The sequence below is a fragment of the Qipengyuania sphaerica genome (assembly GCF_019711595.1).
In the GTDB taxonomy this organism is placed as follows: domain Bacteria; phylum Pseudomonadota; class Alphaproteobacteria; order Sphingomonadales; family Sphingomonadaceae; genus Qipengyuania; species Qipengyuania sphaerica.
The window spans coordinates 193,007-215,847 of record NZ_JAIGNR010000004.1; the positions used below are offsets into that span (position 1 = coordinate 193,007).

Sequence of the window (22,841 nt, forward strand, 5' to 3'; positions counted from 1 at the left end):
GAGTTTCCAAAGTTCTCTTGCACTAGGACGGAGACAGGCGGACAGTATCGGGGCGAGCAGCGTGAGCAACAAGGGCACGAGCAGGATCAAGGGCGACAACCCCGATCTCCAGAAGCTTGAGGAGCTCTTGCGCCAAGCAGCCGGCATGCCGGCCGATTCACAGGTATTCAAGCTGGCGCAGACGCTTGAAGGGCTGCCCGATTTACCGGACCGGTTCAATGCCGCTTTCCTCGAACATGGCTGGATCTATGTGGAATTTGCGTGCGGCTATGAAGCTGCAGCACGCGCGCTCACGATGAAGCTCGAAGGCGCGGAACAGCGATTGATTGACGAGTATCTGACCGCGCATTTGCTCGCTGTCGAACCGATCAAGTGGCAAGCGCTCAAGCTTCTCGGCGGCGGGATGGCGGAACCCCGCTATCCGGTCCGGGCAGAGTTCGTGGAACGCGTTTTCCAGGCTTATGACACCGGCGACCACATGATTGTCGTGCCTCTCATTCTGATGCTGGTGGACGGGTTCGGCGTGTCGGAAACCGGTACCAAGAGCATGTTCGCCGATATCGAGGATCTCGATCATTTGTTCCAGTCGCTGGAAAGCGTTGCCGGTCATCCGACCGCGCTACGATCTCTGTTGGAAAAGCTGCGTAAGGGACAGCGGGGCTATTCCGAAGCGCCTCTGACGATGCCGCTGCGCAATGGCATACTGCACGGGACGCGCCTCAACTATGCCTATCCGGCCGTGTCTGCCAAGTCGCTGAACCTGCTGGCGGCGGTGGTGGAATGGGCGCGCGACATCGCGCCCGAGCCGAAGGATGAGGCATCGAACCGTGCTTGGAACGCCAAGTTTCTTGCCGCCAATCTGGCCCGGCTCGATCCGGATTCTCCGGAAAAGGCGCTCACACTGTTTCAGGCGGCATTGGATACGCGCCGGTTTACCGATGTTGTTGCCCTAATCGACTATCACCCCGTTCTGACCTTGCTGTCCGAGAAGATCGGAGAATGGCAGGAACTAGAGGTCGAAAAGGTCAGGATTGAGCGCACATCCGAATGGGAAATTTTCGGAAACGCTCAAGAAAACGAGCAGAATGCACGATGCCAGGTCAGTGTGACAATCAGCATACCAGATGGATCGGAGATCGCGTTTGAGAAGAGGCTTTTCGCGCGTCGGCCTGCCCAGCTGGCCGAGGCCGGTTTGCCGTCGGTGTGGCAGATCGAACTCGGCGTTTTAGGTGCAATTCGCCATCAATTGCGTCAGCATTTGGATTCCTCGTGACCTCGGAATCGACCCGGAATACTTCAGAGGCTGCACAAGCGGCTGCTTTATGGCGTTTCCCATCGAATGCCCTGCCTCTACGTGTTCGCGCAATGCAATCTGATTGCCGCCTATATCCAAATAAGTGCATTCGCTCATGGTCGGCCTGTTCTGCGACCGGGTGTTTTGGTAATCGAGAGCAATGGCTGACCAATACATAGAGAAGATCCACTGCAAGAATTTTCGAGGATTCAGGGAACGAAAGATCGAAGATCTCAATAGTGGGCTTAATATCTTTATCGGAGATAATGAGACTGGGAAAAGCTCGATCTTACTTGCGATTGAGTTGGTGCTTAGCGGCAATCCCAATCGCGTCGATGCGCTTGGCCTTGACCGGCTGCTCAATCGCCAAGCCGTCGAAGAATTCTTGGCCAAAGAGGAAAGAGAATTTGCAGACCTGCCGGAGATGGAGGTCGATCTCTATCTGGGAGGTTGCGACAAAGAGGAATTCGATGGGCAATCCAACATGGAGCAGACGCAAGGCTTTGGAGTGTTCCTGCGCTGCCGGCCAAGGGATGATCTGTACGAAGTCATCGCAGACTTGGTCTCAGGCGACGATCCAACGTTTCCATTCGAATACTACATGGTGGAGATTAAGGGATTCAGCGGAAGGTCCATCCACGCTTACAATAAGCCGCTCAGGCACTTGTTGATCGACAATACGAAGATCAGCAACGAGCATGCTTCTCGCTCCTATGTGCAAAAGATGTACGGCGCACACGCGAAGGATGACGAAAAGCAACGCCTCAAATACCAATATCGACAGACTAAAGATGGATTTGTTCGGGAAAACTTTGATGAGTTGAACAAGCGCGTTGATGGCGATTATGCGTTTTCGGTGAAGAGCGGCCCAAAAGCCAACCTTGAGACCGACCTGACAATCGAAGCTCGGGGCGTCGATATAGAGAACATGGGGATGGGCCAACAGTGCTTCATTCGTACCGAGTTTGCGCTTTCAAAACAGACCCATATTGATGTCGTGCTACTAGAAGAGCCAGAAAACCATCTCAGCCATACGCGGATGAAGGAACTCGTGAGAGTCATCGAAGGCGCCAGTGACTCCCAGGTCTTCGTTGCGACACATAGCTCACTCATTTGCTCGCGGCTCGATCTGCGTAAGGCCGTCTTCTTCGGTGACCCCGCCAGTGATCCCATCAAGCTCGAAGGCTTATCCGAAGAGACAGCAAATTTCTTCATGAAGGCACCGAACAGCCTCGTCTTAGAGTTTGCGTTGACCAGGAAATGCCTCTTGGTCGAAGGCAACGCTGAATACATGTTGATGGAGAGCATGTATGAAACTGTTGTGGGCCAAGAGTTGTTTGGCTCTGAGGTTTCGGTGATTTCTGTCGGAGGTTTGAGCTTCCCTCGCTTTCTTGAGATTGCACAATTGCTTGGCATCAAGACTGCTGTGGTGACCGACAACGACAAGGACCAACAACGGAAATGTGTCGATCGTTACGCAGGATTCGCCGAATTCGAGAACATTCGGATTTTCTACGATGCAGATGATGGTCGCTGGACATTTGAGGTCTGTGTCTATCGCGACAATGTCGAAAAGTGTGAAGAGCTGTTCGGCGAGAAGCGCAAAACACTTACCGTCGAGGAATACATGCTCGAGAACAAGGCGGAGGTTGCTTACCAATTGGCGAGCAATGTCGGGAAGGAGCTCGTCGCTCCCGAATATGTCAAAGATGCAATCAGATGGCTAAACAACTAATCTTGGCGGTTGCAGGGTCAGGAAAGACCACGCGCATTCTCGAGACGATCGACGACCAAAAGCGGTCACTGGTAGTGACGTACACCCACGAGAATCACCGAAATCTCGAGGCCGGGCTCGTAGAAAAATTCGGGCGAGTGCCACCGCATGTTACGGTGTTGACTTACTTTTCATTCCTGTACCGCTTCTGCATCCGCCCGTTCTTTTCTTACGAATTGAGAGATCGATCGTTCACCTGGAAGCTTCCAGCATTTCGACCATTTTGGAAGAAGAGCCACCCAAGGCACTATCTGACCGAAGGTCGCTACCTCTACGCAAACCGCGCCGCAAAGCTCCCCTTGGAGTTCGGAGCGACTAAAGAAATCACTGCACGACTTGAGCGACATTTCGATCAGTTCCTCGTCGACGAAGTGCAGGATTTCGCATCGAATGATTTCAACCTACTTTTGGCACTAACCAAAGCGGGACTGGATTTTTCACTGGTCGGGGACTTTTTTCAGCATACATTTGATACAAGTCGAGATGGAAACACACGGGCATCGCTGCACACGAGTGGCTTGGATGCCTATGTCGCCCAATTCCGCAATGAAGGTATCGACGTCGACCAAACGAGTTTGGACAAGACCTACAGGTGCAGTCCTTCAGTCTGCGATTTCATAACCGAAACGATCGGTATCCCAATTGCGAGCCACCGGACAGACGAAAGCAATGTTCGGTTGGTTGAGGACCAAGCAGAGGCTTTGGCTCTTGCAAATGAACCAGCAAACGTGACGCTGTTTCGCAGTGACTATGCAAAGTATGCGTGCAATGCGAACAATTGGGGCCGCTGCAAAGGTGTAAACACCTATGAGAATGTCTGCGTTGCACTAAACCCCAAGACATTGAAACACTTCTTGGATGGAAAGATGCAGGAATTACCTGATGAGACTAGGCATAAGCTGTACGTCGCTTGCTCCCGTGCGCGCGGGAATCTGTATCTCTTTCCGGAGAAGTTCGTTTCCACACTGAAGACAGGGCACCAGGTTTGACCAATTGTCGAAATAAAGATCTGATCAACCAGTAGCACAAGCGAAAGGCAGCTTTCGGATCTGAGCTGCAACCGCACGAATGACCGAGATTGGAGTGCAAAGATAACGCTAAATCCCGATATCGAGGGTCTTGCTTTTCGTTCGAGTAATTTCCTTCTCAACCTTCGGCTGGCCGGGCTTGGGTTGGTCAATGGATGTCCCTTTAGCCGCAGCAACTCGAAGCCTCTCGGTTACTTCAAGGGCCGAGGCCTTCTCACCCCTGTTTCTAGCCACCGCGGCGCCTAGCTTTCGCGTATTGTCGATTACGAGGGTGAGGTGATCGCGAAGCCTGGTCACCGTTACGAGGAACGTTTTCTGGTTCGAAAGATTGCGCTCGCGGCTATCCATCACCGCGATCCCGCGGTCGGATGTTAGACCCTGCGCCATATGGGCGTTGAGAGCATAGGCAAGATCGATCCGTTTCAGCATTGGATCGCCCTTGGCCAGCGTCAGTTGCTCGCCGCTCGAGGTTTCGACGGTGACCTTCCCACGACTGATCACCACCACTTTGGCCCGGTCAGCATTGAAAAGGCCACGCTTGTGATCGTTGCGTGTCCAGCGGATTTTGTCTCCCTCATGGACCTCCATCATCCTCTCTTCGAATAGGGAGAGGCTGTCATTCGTTTGGCTCGCCTTGATCCGAGAAGGATCAAAGCTGAATCGCCTGCCGCGCTTGTTCACCGCGGTCACGTTCTTGGAACCGCTACGACCATCCAATATCCGATATTCTCCCGGCATTAGGCCGAGCGTCTTTTCTCGCCGCGAGACCTCCAGAACGCGGCCTGCTTGATAGGAGGCCCGATATCGCAGTTCTTCGCGCGTGATGTTCACGCGGTCGAGAACGCGTAGCGCTATCTTGCCTGGTCCGATTTCGCGATTGGCGAGGAGGCCGGTCTGGACGGCCTCGTTGACGGCTGAGCGGATTTTCCGTCCTGATGCATAGATCGCTGTCCGATCACGCTCGGACTCAGGCAGAGAAAGCCACTGTTCGGCAGCTACAATGGCGCCATCACCATTTGCCTCGATCGTGTGATCTTTCAGCTGCGCCAGTGCTTTTGAGACATCGCCCTTTTGGGCGGCAGCCTGAGCTTCGCGGACGACAGGATCTCGGGCGCGAAGATTGGTGTTCATGTCTGCCCGAGCAATCCCCGCCTTTTGGAGCAGGGCAAAAGGTTTACCGGCATCCACCGCGCCCAACTGCTTGCGATCACCCATCAGGACGAGCCTATGCACACCAGCCAAGTTTGCTAGCCGGACCAGCTTTTCCTTGTCCTCGTTCGAGACCATCGAGGCCTCGTCGAGAACCAGAACACTGTCCTTGAGAGCCGATTGCGCTTCGGTGCGGAGAGCGAGGTTTCCGGGCTCGGCGAGTAGCTTATTCCAGCCTCCGAGAAAGCGCGCCAGCGTTTGCGAGCTGATACCGGTGTCGCGCTCGAGCATCTGAACGAGGGTGTTCTGGATCGCGAGCCCGACGACCTGCCGGCCCTCCTCGCGCAGGACTTGTGCAACTGGGGCCAAGACGCTGCTCTTGCCCGCTCCGGCAATGCCCTGGATTGCAACAGTCCGGTCGTGTGAAGTCAGGATCAGTCGGGCAGCCGACAGCTGGCCGTCATTGAGACGAAATCCGTGACCGATCTCGGCCGATGCCTGTACCCGATCCTCAGCCTGTTTCGGTGAGAGGACAGATTCCACTTCGCCTTTTCCGGCCTCGACCTCGGCGATAATGCGTTGCTCGGTCTCAATGGCATCGCGGGATGCAAGCCAACCTTTGTGATTGCCCTTCCCGGCAACAAGGTGGCCTGTGCGCACGAGCGCGCGAGTGCGCTTTTCGACATTTGCAACGGTGGTCGGCAATCCGAAATCCAGCGCTGTCTTGTAGAGCGCATCGCGTTCGAACGCCGCTTCGCGCTGCGATAGATGGCGCACTGCCGACGCGACCGCCTGCGCGGCGGCGATGCTCTGTTTGTCCTGCTTGAGCACCGAAGCCGGAACGAGCGGGTCAGCCGCTGGACTGCGCACGTGCGCCGCAAATTGCCTGAGAAGCGCGCGGCCACGTTCGACCAGTGAGGTAGAGGTGCTTCCCGGCATACCGGCTTGCGCAGCACGTCCGCGCGCGCGCTCTATGATTGGAGCGAGATCAAGTCCGATCGACCTTGCGGTCTCATCCCACACTTTGCCGAGCGTGTCCCGATCCTCGATTCCCTTCTTGGCAGCGCGTGTATCGAGCGCGGCGATCCGGCCTGCTTCAAGCCCCGGGCCGCGCCGCGCTTCGATCACCTCCTTGCGTCTCGAAGAGAACACCATGACTTGGTCGCGGGAGACCCCTTGCGCCTCGAAATTACCGTGCTTGAGGGTCGGGCCCGGTTCGTAGCCAAGCTTCTGGACCGCCACACGAAAGCGCGCCATTGCGATCGAATTGAGCGTAGTGTTGAGCTGCCAAAGCCGGTCGTTCTTGAGGGTTCGCCACTTGCCATCCTTGCCTTGCGTCACATTGGCGATGACCGCATGGAAGTGGAGGTTGGGTTCTTGGTTGCGGTTGGTGTCGTGCTGGAACAAACCGATCGCAAGGTTGCCGGTCGGTTGGGTGAGAACCTTGCCATCCTTCACAATGCGGGTTTCGGAGGCGTTCTTCTCTGCCCATTGCAGCGCCTCGACGACAGCCTCGCGGTAGGCGGCGATAATCCGTTCGTCCTTGCCGATAAGCGCGAGCAGCGACCAGCTCTTGGGCACGGAAAAGGTAAGGTCGGTGCCCGGTCGATGCGCTTGTCCGGAATTGCCAACGCTTGTCCCATCGGGCAACTCACCGCGCAGCAAGGCGTCGAAGACCTTGGCATCGACCCGACCTTCCAGCCCAAGCCTCTTGGCGCCCTCACCGAGCCATTGGCCCGAACGGTCGGCATCCGCCTTGGCGTAGTAATTGTCGGACGCGAAGTAGTTGGCAGCCGCTGAGGAGGAGCGGACATTGGCAACTGAAAGCATTGGTCAGCCTTCGTTTAGGGCCCCTCGCCCTCCCCGGTGCCAGCGATCAGATCTCTGCGTCTACGTCACCCAGATCGTGATCGTATTTGTTATGGGCCGCTCCGCCGAGAAGCGAACGCTGCTGTTCTTCCTGAAGCTTTCGGTCGGCAATTCCACGCTGATCATCGTCGCGCTGCCGAGCAGCAGGATCGGGTACATCGCTGCGCGGAGAGCCTTCGCGCTCTTTCGCAACATCCGGCGGTGCCTCGTCCCCGCCTGGCCTTTCCGGAAGCGGAAGTTCGCCCTGGCGTCGATCCTCCGGCGGGCGGTGTCCGACCTTTGGTTGGGTCTCATCGACCGCTTTCGTGTGAGCCTGTTTTGCCTGCCTGGTCGAAGGCTTCTCTGCCTCATCCCGAACCTTCGGTCCGCTCTTCGAGTTGACGTTGGCTGAGCGCGAGGGCTGTCGTTGCGGCTTGTTCCTGTCCTTCATCTTGCGCGGATCGCCGTCGTCGCCATTGCCGGTAGTGCCGTCATCCGCACTCCCCTCTTTCGTCTCGGCGGTGGCACTCGCCGGAGCACCAGGCGGTGTTGTGGTGGCAGCGCGCGCAATGAACCCTTCGGCGCGCCGAGGCCAATCGCGCGGGGACAAGGTGACAGGCGCTGCCGGAAAGCCATCGGGAAATTTGATAAACCCTTCGAGGCTCCTGAGGCCCATGAATTCATCGGGCAGAAGCAGCGGCACAACCTGCCGGCGGGGTGTCAGGCTGACCGCATCGCGGGCGTTGTTGTAGCCATAGCTGTAGCCCTCCTCCATCTCGCGAACTTCCCGGTGGCCGATAATGTCCGAGCACCATGTGGCTGTCTCACGATCGGCAGTAGCCAGGATCAACTTGGTCCTTGCAAGCGAAGACAGAGTCATCGCCATGTTTTCCCCGTAGACCTCCTTGAGCTTGGCAAAAGTGTGGACGCCTGTGACGATCGCGCCCCCGAAGTTGCGCGCGGTTTGCAGACCCTTTTCAAGCGAGGGCAGGCGATGGAGCGCGCCCAGTTCGTCGATCAGGAACCACAGCTTGAGTTCACGCGTCCGCCGTCCAGTCATGAGCGTGTTTATTGCTGTGTCGAGCCACAGCGTGAGCAACTGCGAGAGAACTGTCATGTCGACATAGCGCGCAGACAGGAACAGCAGCGATCCTTCCTCGCACTCACCTGCAACCCATTGGCGGACCGAGAACGGCTCTCCTTTGTCAGGGAGCATCTGCATCGCCTTGGCGTTGACGTTGAACACTGCGCGCACCGATTCTGCCATCCTGGCAGCGCTGGGCGTGCTGATCGGACCAGCCATCGTGTCTTCTACCAGGCGATGCAGATCGGAGAGATCGGCATTCATCAACTCGTTAGCGAGCGCGGCATTGGACCCGCGTCCTGCCTCGTTCAACTTGATGCATGTCTCGACAAACAAGGTGCGCGCGGCGAGCACCCAGAACTGTTCAGAGCCTCCGCCATCGTGAGGCACGAGCGACTCTGCCGCCGCATGGAATTCAGCGCGCGAAGTGCAATCGTCAAACACGCTCCACGCAGGACACCGCTGATCGAGCGGGTTGAGGATGATGTCGCGTTCGGGTTCGTAGAAGGTCTCGATAAAGGCACCGGTAAGGTCGAAGATAACCGCGCGCTCTCCCCTTTTCCTGATCTCCGAAACGAGCTCGGTGAGGGCAACAGTCTTGCCCGTACCTGTCGTGCCAACGAGCATGGTATGGCTTTGTTCGCGGCGCCAGGGCCAACTGACACCGGCAATATGAGCGGGCGAATAGAGGCCTGCCGATTGCAAGACAGTTGTCCCAGCAAATCGCCATTTCCAGCCAAATGAATTCCCATACTCACGGGCGCGTTCGACCCGGTTGTTCTGCCCGATTTCCCGTTGGAGTTCGGGCAGCGTCGCGAGCGATGCGCCGCGGACATGCTTCCTTTGCTTGGAGCGTTCTCCGAAATGTTCGGCCACCCACCAGAAGAGAACAAACAGCGGCGCCAGAACAAGTCCTGAGGTGACAAGCGCGTCCTTCACCGATGCCTGAAAAAGAGTCATCGCTTCGCGCATTGGTGGGTAGTCGGTGATCACCGAAATGGGGAAGGCAACCATGCTTCCATCGGCCAGCTTCAGGTTCACAAGCTTGTCTGGATCGAACTCCATAAAGCCGTATCCCGAGGCGTAGATGTGCATCCAGAGAAGATAGGTCTGATGGTCACTCAGCGTTCCAGTGACTTCCCAATAGATGAGGCCCAGAACGACGAGCAAGGTGACGCTCAACGGTCCTTTCAGGCCCGCTGCAAACATGAAGCCGAAGTGCCCGAGAAGCTGGCTGCCGCGGGTAAAATTGACCAGATTATGCTTCATCGCTGCCTCCCAGCGGACGGGGAGCAACGAGCCCGAGACGTTCAAGCCTGCGCTGGTAGGCGGCGACCGTTCGATCGCGAAGATCGGTTTCTGGATGGTGCGTTAGCAGGGCGTCGAGTGCAACCGTGATGAAGATATTCTGGCGCACCGGATCGGTCGCGGGTGTCCGCAAATCCGCCTCGTTGGCGCGGTTCCAGGCATCGAAGATACAATCTCCGATGACTATGCTTGAACTGACATTGCGCTCGCTCGCTTGGTCCCTAATCCAGTCAGCGATCAAGGGTGTGACATAGGCCACAAATCGTTTGTCTCTAGGCATAAACCCAAGCTCCTTGTGTCTCAAAGAACCTGGCTCACCCTTCGAAAGGCAAGTGCCATTCTATGCCAGTAGCCAAGGTGTAGGAAATCGAAAACTTTCTTCTGAAATTCCGTGACTTACAGAAGTTTGGACCAGTTCGGCACAGTCCGGATTGCTGCTGGGCCGAGCCTGGCACAGAAGCGGACACCTCCCGTTTGCGCCGGAATTGCGCCAGATTTCAGGCAGCATCGCTGCGTACGGTGTGCTATCCCCCCACAATTGCGCGGGCCGACCCAGAAATGATTGCGGCTCTCTGATCGTGGGGCTTGGCAATCCTTGCCAAAGGAGCGTGAGCAACCCTTCGCACTGGCTGGTACCTGCGAGCGGTCATGTCGAAGCTACACCCTCAACAAGAGGCAGCACCTGCGCAAGAGGGACCGGCAAAGGACCATGTGTGAAGCGGCAGGAACGGGACCTGTCGGTCCTGCCGCGCGCGCTGGTCCGACCCGGTCGCGGTGCGCAAGTGCGTGCGGGGCCCGGAACAAAGACACCGCGCCCGCAGGAGCACCGCCGCAGGTGGTGCGGGACCGAGCGCGTCTCCCAGCCCCGCTCCTCAACTCGCCCTTTTCCTCCACCAGCGAACACGAAAAAAGGGCAGGAACCGTGAACGGCTCCCGCCCTATTGGACGCTCAGAACTCGTCGAGCATTGCGCCATGCACCGTGTGCACCACACGGCTCGCTAGGTGTGCTGGCAAGGCGTTGTAGTCACCTTCGTCGAGGGCGAAGTATCCAAGGTGGTCATCCTCGACGACATGTTGGTCGAAGAAGCTGTGCAAGGCCCGCCGTTCGGCAGTGGCGAGTGCTTCGAAGTAGCTGTTCGAGTTCGATTCAAGATTGCCAAGTGTAGTCATGATTTCCTCCTGATGTCTGTCGGTGAGACGACAGGAGGAAGGCGGATGGGCGCGGTGCCGGCGGGTCAGGGATCGCCCGCATGGGCGACCGCGAAGCGGCGGTGGGGGCAACGATTTTGTCGTACCGAAGCGCAAGCGAAGGGGAGACAAAATGGTGGGGCCCCGCCGTCCTTGACGCGTCGGTGCCGGGCCCGTCATCCTTGAAAGTCCGTGAGCCAGGCCCCTCCCCCGCCCGATGAAGAGCGCCCGTGCCAGTCATCTGCAAAAGGACTTTCCTACAGGGTCTTGCCTGCTCCATTGGGGCCCCGGGGAGGAACGCAAAAGGGGAGTAAGGACGAACTCCAATGCCATCGAAACGAAGCGCTGTAGCTGCACTCCAGAAGCTGGAGGCCGACCGGCTGGCACTCGACCAGCGTCAGAAAGAACTCGAGAAACAGGCTGCACTTGAACTGGGCAGCGTAATCCTCGGAACGGGCCTTGAAACGTTCTCGAAGAAGGGCTTGGCAAGAGTGGCCGTGGAGCTTGCAAAGCTGGGAGAGGACGAGGCGTTAAAGCGGCTGGGCGCTTCCGCCTCTTCTCCTCGCGCTCAACAAACGCCTGTGAAGTAGAACGAGGAAAGGGGTCCTGTCCGGCTTGGACAGGACCCCTTCGGGAGAGAGATCGAAGGGAGAGTTTAGTCGATCTCGGGAGCATCCTTGTTGTCTTCGTTCTCGCCGGAGCCGTTGCCGCGGGAGAGGAAGTCGACCTTGTCGGCGAGGATCTCGGTACCGTATCGCGTGACCCCGTCCTTGTCTTCCCACTGGGTATAGTGGATGCGGCCCTGGACGGAAACCAGCTGGCCCTTGGTGCAGTACTGCCCGACGGTCTTGGCGAGGCCGTTGAAGCAGGTCACGCGGTGGAACTCGCTTTCCTTGGCGGTGTAGCCGTTCTCGTCCTTGTAGGTCTTGCCGTCCTTGTCGCGCGCAGGGCGATCGGTGACGACGGTGATCCCGGTGACATTGGTGCCGCCCTTCGTCTCGCGGGATTCCGGATCGCGGGCGATGCGGCCGGTGAGGATTGCGATATTGGTCATGGTTGTATTCCTTCAGTTCCTCAAACCGGAGACCATCTCCGGCTTGCGAACATCCAGAAGAAGCAGGGCATGGGAGGACTGCACCGCAGGCCTGAAGGGCCGAAGGGAAACCTGTTCATGACGGGTGGTGCGGGCAGGCAGCGAAGCTGCCAACACGGCCGGAAAGGAACGGGTTGCGGCTCCTCAGCTGACCTGGTTCAGGACTGTTCGCGAAGAAAGCCGGATGGGTATCGGGTGCGGGTCTGAAGGTGCCAAGACCCTACTGCAATCAGCCTGCTCCATCGCCTTCCGATGCCGCCAGGAGATCCATCAAGTTGCGGGCTGCTTCCCGGTCTTCGTCGTTCTCGAACGCCACTTCGAGGTCGGGGGCAGACCCGAACATGTGCAGGAACGACCACAGTGCAAAGCGCTTGCCCCGGTCCTTCTCAAGGCCGAAATCGACGCGGCAATGCTCGATACCGGCTGCAAGTGTGTCAGGAGCAACCGAGGAAAGGTCGGTCGAGGCAAAGTAGCGCTGCAGCAGATCATCGAGTTGCATGAAATACCCTGTAGCGCGGAATGAATGATCCGAGAACGCCCAGTGATGACCTGGCGAAAGAACCCGAGAATGTATGTCGCTGAGTAAACGCCGGTCAGTTCATTAGGCGCAGCAAGTGCAGACAAGAGGCGCATTCAAAAGCGTATCTATTCGGGCCTGTCGTAACCCTACAATCGACTTGATCGGGTTCGGTGCTATGTAGCCAATGCGACCCGAAGGGCTCGGAGCAGCAATGCGATGAGTTCTCTCCTTATGGGCGGCCTCGAGAGGGGCCGCCCTTTTTTCGGCGGCGGAGATTGATCCGGCCGGGAGTGAATTGAACCCTACGCAGGGGAGTTGGGGCTGGTACCAAGCGGTCCGCGGCGATCGACTACGGTGATGCGCTGCTTCTTGGCCTCGATCACCAAGCGCTCGGTCACGCCATTGCCAGGAAATACCACCACGTAGCGAGGGTTAAGGCCGAGCATTTGCTCGTTGCGCTTAAATCCGGCGCGGGCACCGAGACGGCGCTCAAGCCCGAACGTCAATTGCTGAACTTCATGACGCTCGGCCCAGGATGCGGCCAGTCTGTCGGCTCCTTTGCCGTCGCCTCCGTGTACGAGAAACAGGTCAGGAACGACCTCACGCACCCTGTCGAGTGTAGCCCAGATGTTAGCCACGTAGGTCTTCGCCTCGGCCTCGCTTTCGAAGCTGTTGCGGCCACCGGCGAAAACCACCGGAGTACCCTCGGGTGAACGTGCAGCCTGACGGCGTTCCTTGCGCACGCGCAAGAAATCGCGGGCATCGATCACAGCCGAAGTCATGGTCTTCGAATGGATCGCACGCGATCCCGAAACGGGCTTCCACGAAGACCCGGTTTCGTCGCGGTAGAGACCTGCTGCAACCTCGCGCATCTGCTCGAAGGCCTGCATGCTGGCTTCAGCCGACTGCGCGCGCAGGGTCTGCTCCTCGAGGTTCGACGAATGCACCTCGGAGCCGTCGGCGGATGCCAACAGGGCGCGGATTTCATCCGAGGCCCGGTCCACCTGGGCCGACTTGCGGCTGGCGGCGCGGTGGAAGAGATTGACGAAGCCCCAGGCGAGATCCTCGGCGTCGGCTTCGAGCGCGGTGTCGGCAAACAGCGCGAAAAGATCGGACCACACCGCTCCGAGCGTGTGAGCCATGGCGTCCTCGCAAGGGAAGTCGGATTCGTTGAAAGGCGCAGGCGTGATCGAGAAGCCGGATAGATCGAGGCCGGCAAGATGGCTGGCGAAACTGTCATACATCTGAGTATTCCTCCTGAGACCGGCGAATGCCGGCAGAGGAATTTCTGCGCGGGCCTGTTCGCCGTGCCCGAAATGGACCGGGACAAGGGAACGCCGCACCGCGGCAGCGGGAAACTCCGCAAGGCAAGGCTGGCGCGGGTCACACGGGCCGCAGCCTTGCGCGGGTTGCGGCGGGACCTGACCGGTCCAGGGCACAAGGACCAGCGAACAGGCTCGCGCGGGATAGTGTCGGAGTGGCGCTGGAGTTGTTTGGGAGGAATCCCGGATCGGTTCAGGAGCGCTCCGGGAGACCGAATTGTCCCGGCGTAAACGCAAGCACTTCCGCATGCGGGAAAGCCGCGATCGCGGTTAATCGATCTCCCTCGTGGCGCAAGTGCCACCCCCGACCGTGATCCGGTTCCGATTTAGCAAAGCCGGTCGGATCGAGCAGTGCGAGGTTGATACCGTCCGGGTCACGCGCGGAACGCGCCCGGATGGCCTGACCACCCGCTTCGCGCACCGACGCAGCAAGGTCCTGGCAATGCGAATAGTCGTCCGGGTCAAGCCATCGGTTGGCATCAGTTTCAAGCGGTGGTCTGGTCGTATCGGTCAACCGCGTGACCGATATGGGCACCGAAAAGCTCAGATGCTCGCTGGTCCGATTGCCCGGAACGAACCCCGGCGAGCGGCTATAGAACTTGAGTCGCCAGTAGGAGGTCTCGGTAATCGCAGTGCTCTCGGCCTCGCTTGCGTAGAATATTCCGGGCCGTTCGTTCGCCCGGCGAAAGCGGCTGGCTACCGTGTGGCCGTAGCGAAACGGTGAAGCGAGGAGGTAATGCAACCCAAGCGCTGTCTTGGGCAGGTCCGGCTTTGCAGCGTCGGCCAGTTCCTCAAGCCGCTGTTGCTCGCCAAGATCGGAGGTCAGTCGATTGGTCGAGATGCGATGCTGCGCTTCAACTACCCGCCATACCGTCCGGCGGTAGCGGCGGAACTCAGACGCGAGCGCGGTGGGCGTCCACATAGTCGCAAACGGTGATAAGACCCTTGAAGCTGTCGACGAGATCGATCGGGCGCGCATCGAGATCGAGATTGGCGGTTGTCAGCCATGCCCGCGCAGACATGTCATCGCTCCCGAGCAAAGCGTCGAGCGAACGGAATAGCCGCAGGAGGAACTGAGCAGCTTCGAAAGACTTCGATGCAGGGTCGAGCTGCGCCTTGCCCGAGCGCAGGCGTGAGGCAGTCGATTCCGATACACCGAGGATTGCACCAAGCTTGGGATTGGTGAGGCCCCAGAACTCGGCGATGCGCGCGATAGCAGAGGTGAGGACCTTGCCATCATCGGGTTGCAATTCGAGTGGCTTCGTCGCCATAGCCTATCCTTTTATTTGCAAGATATACATATTTTTCTTTCATATGCAAGAATTTTGCCGCTCCAAGATCGCCTCTCCATTCGAGAAGCGCCCGACCAGTGTCAGCTCGCCGAACATTCGTTCGAAACGCGGCGCTATCTGGGCGATCCAGTGGCGCGCGCGGGTGATAGAAGTCGGCTTCCCAAAAGCGAGCGTCATCGCGAGGGGCGAGCCAGATCGCGGCAAGCCCGCAATAGGTCGATATCCCGCAATCGGCGAAGGCGTTGCGCAGAAGGATACGGTCCTCGCGAGCGCGCCATCCATCGAAGGTCTCGAAGGAAGGAAAGGCTACCTTTGTGGTATCGATGATTTCGTCGACGAGGCACTCATAGACCCAGTCCGCATCGTCGTCTTCGCCGTCCTCGAGCAGGCGAAAGGCGACCACGGAGCCGGTCGGATAGCTGACGGAACGTCCCATCTTCTCTCTCCTGCTCAGGCCGCGTTCGACATCTCGGGGGCGACATCGACATTGGTGCCGCTGTCGCTCGATTGGTGACCGCCCAAGTCGAGCAGCAAGGTGGCTGCCTCCTCGGCCTTTGCGGCTGCGGTCAGGATTGCGCGCTCGTCCGATTTGAGGATCTTGAGCCAGGACGCGATGTAGCTGGCATGATGGTCGAGGTGGGTGACCGGAAGGCCCAGTTCAGCGCCAAGAATGGCTGAGGACAGTTCTGCGATCAGTTCTTCGGCAGCATAGGCGTCGCTGCCGAAGCGGTTCTTGAGATCGCGGTCGAGCCGCGAAGAATGACCGGTCCAATGCGACAGCTCGTGCGCGAGTGTCGCATAGTAGTGATCATAGGCTTCGAAGAGTTCGGCGGGCGGCATGGTGATGCGGTCGCGCAGCGGCTCGTAGTATGCTTGGGCACCGTGATGGCGCAGGTCTGCGTCGATCTCAGCGAAGAAGGCATCGAGCCGATCTTCGCGGCCTTCGGGCTCCAGCGCGGCAACCAGCGGCTTGGGGTGGTAGAACTCGGGAAGGCAATCACATTGGTCGGCATTGAAGACCGAATAGGCCTTCAGCACGCGCCGGCTCTCCGTATCCTGACCGCCTTCAGCGGTTTCGACCTCCTTGGTGTAGCTCTTGTAGAAGATCGCGATGGTCGACTTCTCGCCTTTGCGGACCTGACCACCGAGCTTCTGACACTGGCGGTATGTCATCCAGTAGGGAGAGGCGTATCCGCAGGCATCGGCTACCATCCAGAGCCAGAACGAATTCATGCCGCGATACGGTGTCCCGCAGGAGCGCAGCGGGCGAGAAAGCGGCAAGCCACGCCACGGCTTGACCCAGGGTTTGGTGCCCTGCTCCAGCTTCTCAATGATGGCGGCAGTGATGCGCCCGGCTGGAGAAACTGAAGCGGTGCGGCGGGACTTGGTCATGGATCGTCTCCTGATCACCGGAACGGACGTGTCCGGGTTCAGGATGAACAAGGCGCCCTCCCCTCTGAGGCTCACCAACGTAAGCGACCTACGGAAGGAAAGGTGAAAAGGCGGCCCGTCCCGAGAGGGACGGACCGCCCGCCGAGTGACCTGGACCTGTCAGGAGGGGTCAGGCAGCCTGCTCGGCAATGTCGTTCGCGGTCTCGTCTTCGGTCGGGTCCGCGGCTTCATCCTCGACCGGCGCCTCAGATGAACCGAAGCGCATGATCTCGGGCACCCACGCTTCCGCTCGCGTCTTCACATCCGCCTCGCCGATGAAATTGCCGGAGAAGATACGCTCGGCTGCGCTCGCCAGTTCTGCCTTCTTCGAGCCTGCATAGCGGCTGACGAGTTCGGGGCCGCCTGCTGCATCGAGCGCTTCGAGCGTGCGTGCCTTCGCCACGCGATCGAAATAGTTCACCGCCGTAGGCCGCCACCAATGCGCCGTCTCGATCTCGAGCAGCGACCCGAGGATCTCGTGCAGCGGCGCCGAGCGATCGCCTTCACACGCAAGGCTCGCGACCAGCGTGCGGGATACGACATGGCCGAGCCAGGCCGAACGCGCTTCATCGCTCAATGCGCGGAAGCGTTCGAACCGCTCGACATCGGTCTCACCGGAGCGCCAGCTTTCGTCGAGCGAAGCGGCAAATTCGGCAAGCGCAGCGCTTGCGGGCGCATCCTTGGCCTCAAATCCGGCCACCGGTCCCGATGCTACAGAGCCGACCAGCGTCGATGCCTTCTTCGCGCGCCAGTCATGCCCATTGGCATCCGCGAGCGTGAAGACCATGAAGTCGAGCGCAAGCGCGGGATCGTTGGCGAGGTGGATCGCCAGGATATCGCGGCGCTGCATCGCGAGCTCGTCGAGCAGACGCTGGGAAAGGGCCCCGCTCTTGCGCTTGGTATCGGTGCCTGCATCAATCGGTTCGACTGCTCCGTCATCCTCTTCGACGACTTCTGCCTCCGTATAGTACTGCGGCACCATTGCTGGTTCGCCATTGCGAGAGAGCACAAGGAACGCTCCAGCCTGTGATTTCAGTTCGTCGGCAAGCACCGGCGGACGATCGTTGAGGTCGCGCATCGCGCGGTCGATCGAGACCAGTTCTTCTTCCGCCTTGGCGATCTCGCTATCGTCGCTGTCCTCATCCTCAAGGATGGCGGCCGTCCGATCGTAGTCGGCTTCAAGGTCGCTGAGCTCGCGAGCCTCGTCTTCGGTTAGCGGAGCCGGTTCGCATGGGAGCCGATTGAGGCCCTCGATGAGATCGTGGCTGACATAGTTGCCAAGCGTAGGTCGCACCCAAGCAAGTCCGTGTTCTTCCGCGACCTTCTTCGCAGCTTCATCCATCGCTTTCTGGGCAAGGTCTTCGAGTAGCGCGACATCGATCCAGCTCTCGCTGGCTTCGTCGTCGAACAGTTCGCGTTCGATCCGGCCACCTGCAGCAAGGTAGGCATCGCGCCCGACCAGAACCGCGCGCGGATCGGAGCCACGAACAGTGGCATCAAGCACCATGCGCCGGATTGTGTCAGGCGTGATCTGATACCAGGCATCCTGCAGCTCGGCATAGACGTGTGCCTGACGGTCGATGTCTGAAATCGCCCCATAGGCCTTGGCCATGTCGAGCGTGATCGCGCCTTCGGCGAGCGCTTCAAAGACACAAGGTGCGAGACCCGCCAGTCGCAGACGACCCTCGACAAAGCGGACCGTGAGACCAAACCGGCGGGCCACGTCTTCAGTGCTGGCTCCCGCCTCGATGATCGCAGCGAAAGCCTGCGCCTCGTCGGCCGGGTTCATCGCGAGGCGCTGGAAGTTCTCGGCGAGGCTCGCTTCGCGCACTTCGCTTTCCTCGCCTTCGATGACAAGGCAAGTGACCTCGTGGTTCTTGGGAAGCGTGCCCTCTTCGGCCAACGCTTGAAGCTGAGCCAGACGCCGACCACCGGCCTCGACTTCGAACTTGCCGCGCTTGGCTTTTCGCACGACTAGGTTCTGCAAGAGGCCACGCGCGGCAATGTCCGCCCGCAGTTGCAGGTCGGCAAGGACGTCGCTCGACTTGCGCACATTGCGCGGGCTTGGGACAAGCTTCTTCAAGGGAATAGACTGGATCATGGATTGTCTCCTGATGGATTGCAGGGTCACGCGAAGGTGCATGGCCCGACAAGCCACCGGCTCCCTCCCCTCTCTCACGCTTGGTCTTGGATTTGCCCCTCAGGCCGCAATGGCCGGGAGAATGGAGGATGCCTTCGACACAGGGACGAATAGGCGCGTACGGTAACGGATGATCTCCGTGAAACAGCCCTTGGCCTTGTACCAATCGAGGCGCTCAGGCGCGTAACCTGTAAGTTCGAGGCGCTGCTCGCCGCCGACCAGAGAGCGCTTGATGATCAGTGTGTCATAACTGGTAAGCGGCTGGGGCTGCCCGCTTGCCAGGACCAGTTTTCCGAGCTCAGCCGGAGCCGGACCGGACACACCCTTCAGGCCGAACGTCTCGGCGATCTTGGCGAGGTCGATATCGAGGACTTCGCGCCCGATGATCGAGCTGCCGTCCTCGGCGGCAAGCCGGGTTACCCGGACATGGTCGCCAGGCAGCCGCTTCCAGACCGGCAGCAGCAGTCCCGTGGCCAGATGCACTCGTTCAGTGACCGGCGAGGCCGCTGCGGCGCTCTCTTCTTGTGTCCACAGCTGAGAGAACTCGGTCACGCCGACCTCTTCCCACAAGCTTTCTCCAAGCGCCTCGAGCGTCCAGTTGACCGATTGAAGCGGGCGCAACAGGCGACGGCGTTCGATCACCGCGCCATCATCGGCGATGAGGCGCCGCGCCGGAACTGACAGGGCCACCTTGCCCGAACGCGCATTGCGCAGGGGAATGGCCTGGAGTGATCCGATCTCGTGCATCCGCACGAGACGTTTGAAGCGCAGCGGACGCAATTGGCGTTTCACTTCGAGCGAAACGAGGCGGGTTTCGGCCCCCGAAACAGGATCGGTGCGGAGAACTTCATCAGACAGCACCGCGAAGCTGTCGACGCGAACCGTTTCCAGCCCCAGATCGAGCGTGCCAGCCTCGCGTGCGGCCTCGATCCGCGCTTCGACAAGTCCGAGATATTCCTCGAAGATGCCATTCTGCAGTGCGATCGGGAGCGCGAGGATGCGGTTAAGCCAGCGTTGGATCGTGGGAAGGTTATCGCTCAGGCCGCCATCGGGGTTCTCGAGCTTTAGGCCTGTTCGCTCGACGAAGTCCCCGAAACCAACTGCCTCTAGTTTGCCATCGTAAAGCAGGTGGAACCAGCGCGAGAGCGCGTCCTTCGCATAATCGCTTTCGAGATTGTCGGCAGGGTTGAACAGGTTCTGTCCCCCTGTCTGACGCTGGCCGCGTGTGAGAGCGCCCAATGCGTCGAGCCTTCGCGCGATGGTCGAGATGAAGCGGCGTTCGCCCTTCACATCGGTCGTGACCGGGCGGAACAGCGGCGCAGAAGCCTGGTTGGTACGGTTTGTCCGGCCAAGACCCTGGATTGCATTGTCCGCGCGCCAGCCCGGTTCGAGGAGAAAATGGACCCGGCGCTGCTGGTTCTGCGCATCGAGATCGGCGTGATAGGATCGTCCCGTACCCCCTGCGTCCGAGAAGACCAGAATACGCTTCGTTCCGTCCATGAAGCACTGTGCCTCTGCGACGTTGGCGCTTGCGCTTCGGCGTTCAAGCCGCTGCTGACCGTCGCGCCCCAAAACCAACCTGCGAGTGCGGCCCGTGACCTCTGCCACAGCTTCGGTCCCGAAGTGCTCAATGATGGCATCGAGTGCAGTCGCGTTTGGGGGCAATGCGCAAAGCTGCTCGATCAGCGCGTCGCGCGCGGCGATGGCACGCGAGCAAAGAACGGGATTGCCATGCTCGTCGCTCATCGCTTCGGAACGCAAGTTGCCCTCTTCGTCAGTAAAGACCTGCATCAGGCGCACCGGAAAGCTCTTCGCCAAATAATCGATGACATACTCGCGGGGAGAGAGATCGATATCGAGCGCTTCTCGCTCCTCGTCCGAGAGATCGGCTAGGCGCCGGTCGAGCATGGCCTCGGCGGTCGAGACCAGCTGAACAACAACCGAATTGTCCTCGCCAAGCGATGCTTCCATAGCAGGGATCAGGCTCGGCAGTTTCATCGAGAGCAGAAGCTGCGCGAAGAAGCGCTGCTTGGTGCCTTCGAACATCGAGAGCGCGGCAGCCTTGGCGTTGCGATTGAGCGTATCACCGCTGTCCACGTCGACTACCCTTGTGGCTTCGAGCGCTTGGTCGAGATTGCGATGGATGATCGCCCAGGCCTCGGCATAGGCATCGTAGATCCGCACCTGCGCTTCTGTGAGCTGATGTTCGAGGATCTCGTATTCGACCCCGGCAAAGGACAACGCACGGGCAAGGTAGAGCCCCTGTGCCTTGAGATCGCGGGCAACCAGTTCCATTGCCGCCACGCCGCCGGCGCGGATTTCGGTCATGAATGCCTCATGCGTCGGAAATGCGGTCTCGGGACCCCACAGTCCAAGGCGGGCCGTGTAACCGAGATTGGCAATGTCCGATGCGCCGGTGGCCGACGCGTAGAGCACGCGGGCGCGCGGCAGATGGTTCTGAAGCCTGAGCCCAGCCATCCCCTGCTCCGAGCCCTTGACCTTGCCGCGGTTGGAAGAAGAGCCGAGGGCATTGGCCATGGCGTGCGCTTCGTCGAAGGCGATCACACCCTCGAAATCTTCGGCAGCCCAGGCGAGGATCTGATCGAGCCTCGTGTCCTCGGCGCGTCCCGAACGAAGCGTCGGATAGGTGACGAAGAGAATACCCTCGGGCATCGATACTGGAGTTCCGAGCTTCCAACGGGAGAGCGGCTGGATGTCGAGCGGGAGCCCGCCAAGCGCTTCCCAGTCGCGGCGCGCATCTTCGAGCAATGTCTCGTTCTTGGTGATCCAGATGTGACGGCGTTCGCCCGAGAGCCAGCGGTCCATCATGACACCCGCGATTTGGCGGCCCTTGCCCGCGCCAGTGCCGTCACCGAGGAAAAAACCTTGGCGGTAGGAGTGACCGTCCTCCGCGAGTTCAACCGTCGTACCGTGTTGGCTCGGTCGAAACTGCCCGGGAAGGTCGCGGGCGAATGCCTCGCTGGCGTAGACCAGTGTTTCGCACTGTGCGGCCGAGAGCAGTTTGCCCTCTTGCCAGTTCGCGGGAAGCAATGGGTGCGCTTTCGGCAACGGTGCCGCGACCGAACCCATTGCAACCGATTCTACGAGCGGTGTCGGGTGAACAGGTGCATCCTGCATGATGACGCGGCTCGGCCGGTAAGGCAGGTAGATACCCGCCTGCTCGGGAACCGGCGCGGGCTCGTCAAGGGCCTGATAGTCAAGCGCGACTGCCGCGTTTTCTTGGGCGGCTTTGGTCTCGAAAGGAGCGACCGGCTTGCGCGCGGCGGCGCCGCTCACCGATGTCGCAATCGGGCGTACCGGGAGGCGATGGATATTAGCGTGCATCGGCGCGCGAACGGGTAAATTCGCGAGACAGGAATTGAGTTCGGTGATGTCGGCGAACTCCCCCGTGATCGTAGAAGTGTTCTGAAGAGGCTCCTTGTCGATGACGACCATTCTGACCGCGATCCCGGTTCCGCTTCGTGAGAATGCACCCGACAACCGGACGTTGAGCAGCAGCGAAGCCTGTTCCTGGTCCTCGACAAAAGTCATGACATCAAAGCTGTCTGGGAGAATGGCGACGAGGCGACCTCCAGAAGCGCAAATCCGCAGCGCACTGCGCAAATGGCGCATTGCCGTCCGGCCATCGACGCCTCGCTCGCGGCTTCGGGCGAAGGGAGGGTTCATCAAGATGACGCTGGGGCGGAGGCTGGAATTTAGGCCCTTGGCGAGTTCGGCGATCAACTCGCCATCATGTGCGGATAGTCGAGCATGAGGGAAGATATGCGCGAGCGCATCGCAGCGCGCGGGATCGATCTCATTCAGCGTCAGCAAGCATTCTCGAACGTCGCCCCAGAGCGCAAGAGCGCCATTCCCGGCCGACGGTTCGAGAATGTGATCGCGCGTGCCAAGCGACGCGGCCTTGGCCATGAGCCAAGCAAGGATCGGCGGGGTGGAGAATTGCTGCAGTTCGACCTGGCTCTGGCTGCGCACGTGGCGAGGCGGTAAGGCTGCATCGAGCCAATCGAACCGCGCTGCGGCCTCGTGGAAACCGGTATCGAGGTCGACGCGTGAGAATTCGCGAAGCCAGAGCAAGGCTCCAATCTCGACCGCGTTGTTGTAATCGTCGATGGTCCACGCACTGCCCCAATCCTGCGCGCCGGTCTGAGCAGCAAAGAACTCGGCAATGTCAGGTCGCGTAAGGTGGCATCCATCCGCAAGTTGCCGGGAAACTTGTTCACCGATTGCGAAAGCGAGCGGAATTGTGCTCGATGTCTCGCGGTCTGGGAAAAAGTCTGACTGAAACATGGCTGGTCGTCCTCCTGATTGAGGCATCGGGACATGCGCCCTCTGCCGGGTCAGGAATTCG

The 22,841-nt window shown here is 59.5% G+C and carries 16 protein-coding genes and 1 pseudogene; 4 read left to right on the forward strand and 13 right to left on the reverse strand.

The genetic code is table 11. The annotated features are described in order from the left end of the window. The first annotated feature begins 61 nt into the window (after positions 1-61). The 3 genes from K3178_RS12910 (at position 62) to K3178_RS12920 (ending at position 4,057) form a co-directional block, all read left to right on the forward strand. Complete coding sequence (locus K3178_RS12910; protein WP_221571823.1) at positions 62-1,273, forward strand: hypothetical protein; 1,212 nt, start codon at positions 62-64, stop codon at positions 1,271-1,273. A 181-nt stretch (positions 1,274-1,454) separates the two neighbouring features. Beyond that, entirely contained in the window at positions 1,455-3,029 is a 1,575-nt protein-coding gene (locus K3178_RS12915) for an ATP-dependent nuclease (RefSeq protein WP_221571824.1), read from the forward strand. Continuing rightward, positions 3,014-4,057, forward strand: coding sequence for an AAA family ATPase (locus K3178_RS12920; protein ID WP_221571825.1), 1,044 nt, complete (start codon positions 3,014-3,016; stop codon positions 4,055-4,057). Before K3178_RS12915 ends, K3178_RS12920 begins: the two co-directional genes overlap by 16 nt. A 108-nt stretch (positions 4,058-4,165) precedes the next feature. Here K3178_RS12920 and mobF read toward each other — a convergent pair whose 3' ends face one another. The 4 genes from mobF to K3178_RS12940 all read right to left on the reverse strand — a co-directional run bounded on the left by mobF (position 4,166) and on the right by K3178_RS12940 (position 10,656). After that, positions 4,166-7,075 (reverse strand): MobF family relaxase, encoded by a 2,910-nt coding sequence (mobF, locus tag K3178_RS12925; protein WP_221571826.1) that lies wholly within the window; start codon positions 7,073-7,075, stop codon positions 4,166-4,168. Positions 7,076-7,121: 46 nt separating this feature from the next. After that, a complete protein-coding gene (locus tag K3178_RS12930; protein WP_221571827.1) occupies positions 7,122-9,446 on the reverse strand; it encodes a type IV secretion system DNA-binding domain-containing protein in 2,325 nt (774 codons plus the stop codon). After that, on the reverse strand, positions 9,436-9,765 hold the full coding sequence (locus K3178_RS12935) for a hypothetical protein (RefSeq protein WP_221571828.1): 330 nt from the start codon (positions 9,763-9,765) through the stop codon (positions 9,436-9,438). The genes K3178_RS12930 and K3178_RS12935 overlap by 11 nt, the downstream gene beginning before the upstream one ends. A 669-nt stretch (positions 9,766-10,434) precedes the next feature. Then, positions 10,435-10,656, reverse strand: coding sequence for a hypothetical protein (locus K3178_RS12940; protein WP_221571829.1), 222 nt, complete (start codon positions 10,654-10,656; stop codon positions 10,435-10,437). Positions 10,657-11,000: 344 nt separating this feature from the next. Between K3178_RS12940 and K3178_RS12945 the strand changes: the two genes are divergently transcribed. Beyond that, complete coding sequence (locus K3178_RS12945; protein WP_221571830.1) at positions 11,001-11,264, forward strand: DUF6437 family protein; 264 nt, start codon at positions 11,001-11,003, stop codon at positions 11,262-11,264. Between the two features lie 65 nt (positions 11,265-11,329). Here K3178_RS12945 and K3178_RS12950 read toward each other — a convergent pair whose 3' ends face one another. From K3178_RS12950 to K3178_RS12990, 9 genes and pseudogenes are all read right to left on the reverse strand, one after another. Further along, a complete protein-coding gene (locus K3178_RS12950) occupies positions 11,330-11,728 on the reverse strand; it encodes a single-stranded DNA-binding protein (protein ID WP_221571831.1) in 399 nt (132 codons plus the stop codon). Positions 11,729-11,996: 268 nt separating this feature from the next. Beyond that, complete coding sequence (locus tag K3178_RS12955; RefSeq protein ID WP_221571832.1) at positions 11,997-12,266, reverse strand: hypothetical protein; 270 nt, start codon at positions 12,264-12,266, stop codon at positions 11,997-11,999. Positions 12,267-12,589: 323 nt separating this feature from the next. After that, a complete protein-coding gene (locus K3178_RS12960) occupies positions 12,590-13,531 on the reverse strand; it encodes a DUF2493 domain-containing protein (protein ID WP_221571833.1) in 942 nt (313 codons plus the stop codon). Positions 13,532-13,802: 271 nt separating this feature from the next. Continuing rightward, positions 13,803-14,531, reverse strand: a complete 729-nt coding sequence (locus K3178_RS12965; protein ID WP_221571834.1) for an RES family NAD+ phosphorylase — start codon at positions 14,529-14,531, stop codon at positions 13,803-13,805. Further along, positions 14,503-14,880, reverse strand: coding sequence for an MbcA/ParS/Xre antitoxin family protein (locus tag K3178_RS12970; protein ID WP_007163751.1), 378 nt, complete (start codon positions 14,878-14,880; stop codon positions 14,503-14,505). The genes K3178_RS12965 and K3178_RS12970 overlap by 29 nt, the downstream gene beginning before the upstream one ends. A gap of 39 nt (positions 14,881-14,919) precedes the next feature. Then, positions 14,920-15,337 (reverse strand): annotated as a pseudogene (locus K3178_RS12975) (hypothetical protein). A gap of 14 nt (positions 15,338-15,351) precedes the next feature. Continuing rightward, a complete protein-coding gene (locus K3178_RS12980; protein WP_221571835.1) occupies positions 15,352-16,293 on the reverse strand; it encodes an ArdC family protein in 942 nt (313 codons plus the stop codon). A 169-nt stretch (positions 16,294-16,462) separates the two neighbouring features. Further along, complete coding sequence (locus tag K3178_RS12985) at positions 16,463-18,433, reverse strand: ParB/RepB/Spo0J family partition protein (protein ID WP_221571836.1); 1,971 nt, start codon at positions 18,431-18,433, stop codon at positions 16,463-16,465. A gap of 99 nt (positions 18,434-18,532) precedes the next feature. Continuing rightward, complete coding sequence (locus K3178_RS12990) at positions 18,533-22,780, reverse strand: strawberry notch family protein (RefSeq protein WP_221571837.1); 4,248 nt, start codon at positions 22,778-22,780, stop codon at positions 18,533-18,535. Positions 22,781-22,841: the final 61 nt, after the last annotated feature.

Bases quoted from the DNA above. Each gene is read 5' to 3' on its own strand.
- K3178_RS12915 (WP_221571824.1), top strand. From the start codon at position 1,455: ATGGCTGACCAATACATAGAGAAGATCCACTGCAAGAATTTTCGAGGA.
- K3178_RS12920 (WP_221571825.1), top strand. From the start codon at position 3,014: ATGGCTAAACAACTAATCTTGGCGGTTGCAGGGTCAGGAAAGACCACG.
- mobF (WP_221571826.1), bottom strand. From the start codon at position 7,075: ATGCTTTCAGTTGCCAATGTCCGCTCCTCCTCAGCGGCTGCCAACTAC.
- K3178_RS12930 (WP_221571827.1), bottom strand. From the start codon at position 9,446: ATGAAGCATAATCTGGTCAATTTTACCCGCGGCAGCCAGCTTCTCGGG.
- K3178_RS12935 (WP_221571828.1), bottom strand. From the start codon at position 9,765: ATGCCTAGAGACAAACGATTTGTGGCCTATGTCACACCCTTGATCGCT.
- K3178_RS12940 (WP_221571829.1), bottom strand. From the start codon at position 10,656: ATGACTACACTTGGCAATCTTGAATCGAACTCGAACAGCTACTTCGAA.
- K3178_RS12945 (WP_221571830.1), top strand. From the start codon at position 11,001: ATGCCATCGAAACGAAGCGCTGTAGCTGCACTCCAGAAGCTGGAGGCC.
- K3178_RS12950 (WP_221571831.1), bottom strand. From the start codon at position 11,728: ATGACCAATATCGCAATCCTCACCGGCCGCATCGCCCGCGATCCGGAA.
- K3178_RS12955 (WP_221571832.1), bottom strand. From the start codon at position 12,266: ATGCAACTCGATGATCTGCTGCAGCGCTACTTTGCCTCGACCGACCTT.
- K3178_RS12960 (WP_221571833.1), bottom strand. From the start codon at position 13,531: ATGTATGACAGTTTCGCCAGCCATCTTGCCGGCCTCGATCTATCCGGC.
- K3178_RS12965 (WP_221571834.1), bottom strand. From the start codon at position 14,531: ATGTGGACGCCCACCGCGCTCGCGTCTGAGTTCCGCCGCTACCGCCGG.
- K3178_RS12970 (WP_007163751.1), bottom strand. From the start codon at position 14,880: ATGGCGACGAAGCCACTCGAATTGCAACCCGATGATGGCAAGGTCCTC.
- K3178_RS12980 (WP_221571835.1), bottom strand. From the start codon at position 16,293: ATGACCAAGTCCCGCCGCACCGCTTCAGTTTCTCCAGCCGGGCGCATC.
- K3178_RS12985 (WP_221571836.1), bottom strand. From the start codon at position 18,433: ATGATCCAGTCTATTCCCTTGAAGAAGCTTGTCCCAAGCCCGCGCAAT.
- K3178_RS12990 (WP_221571837.1), bottom strand. From the start codon at position 22,780: ATGTTTCAGTCAGACTTTTTCCCAGACCGCGAGACATCGAGCACAATT.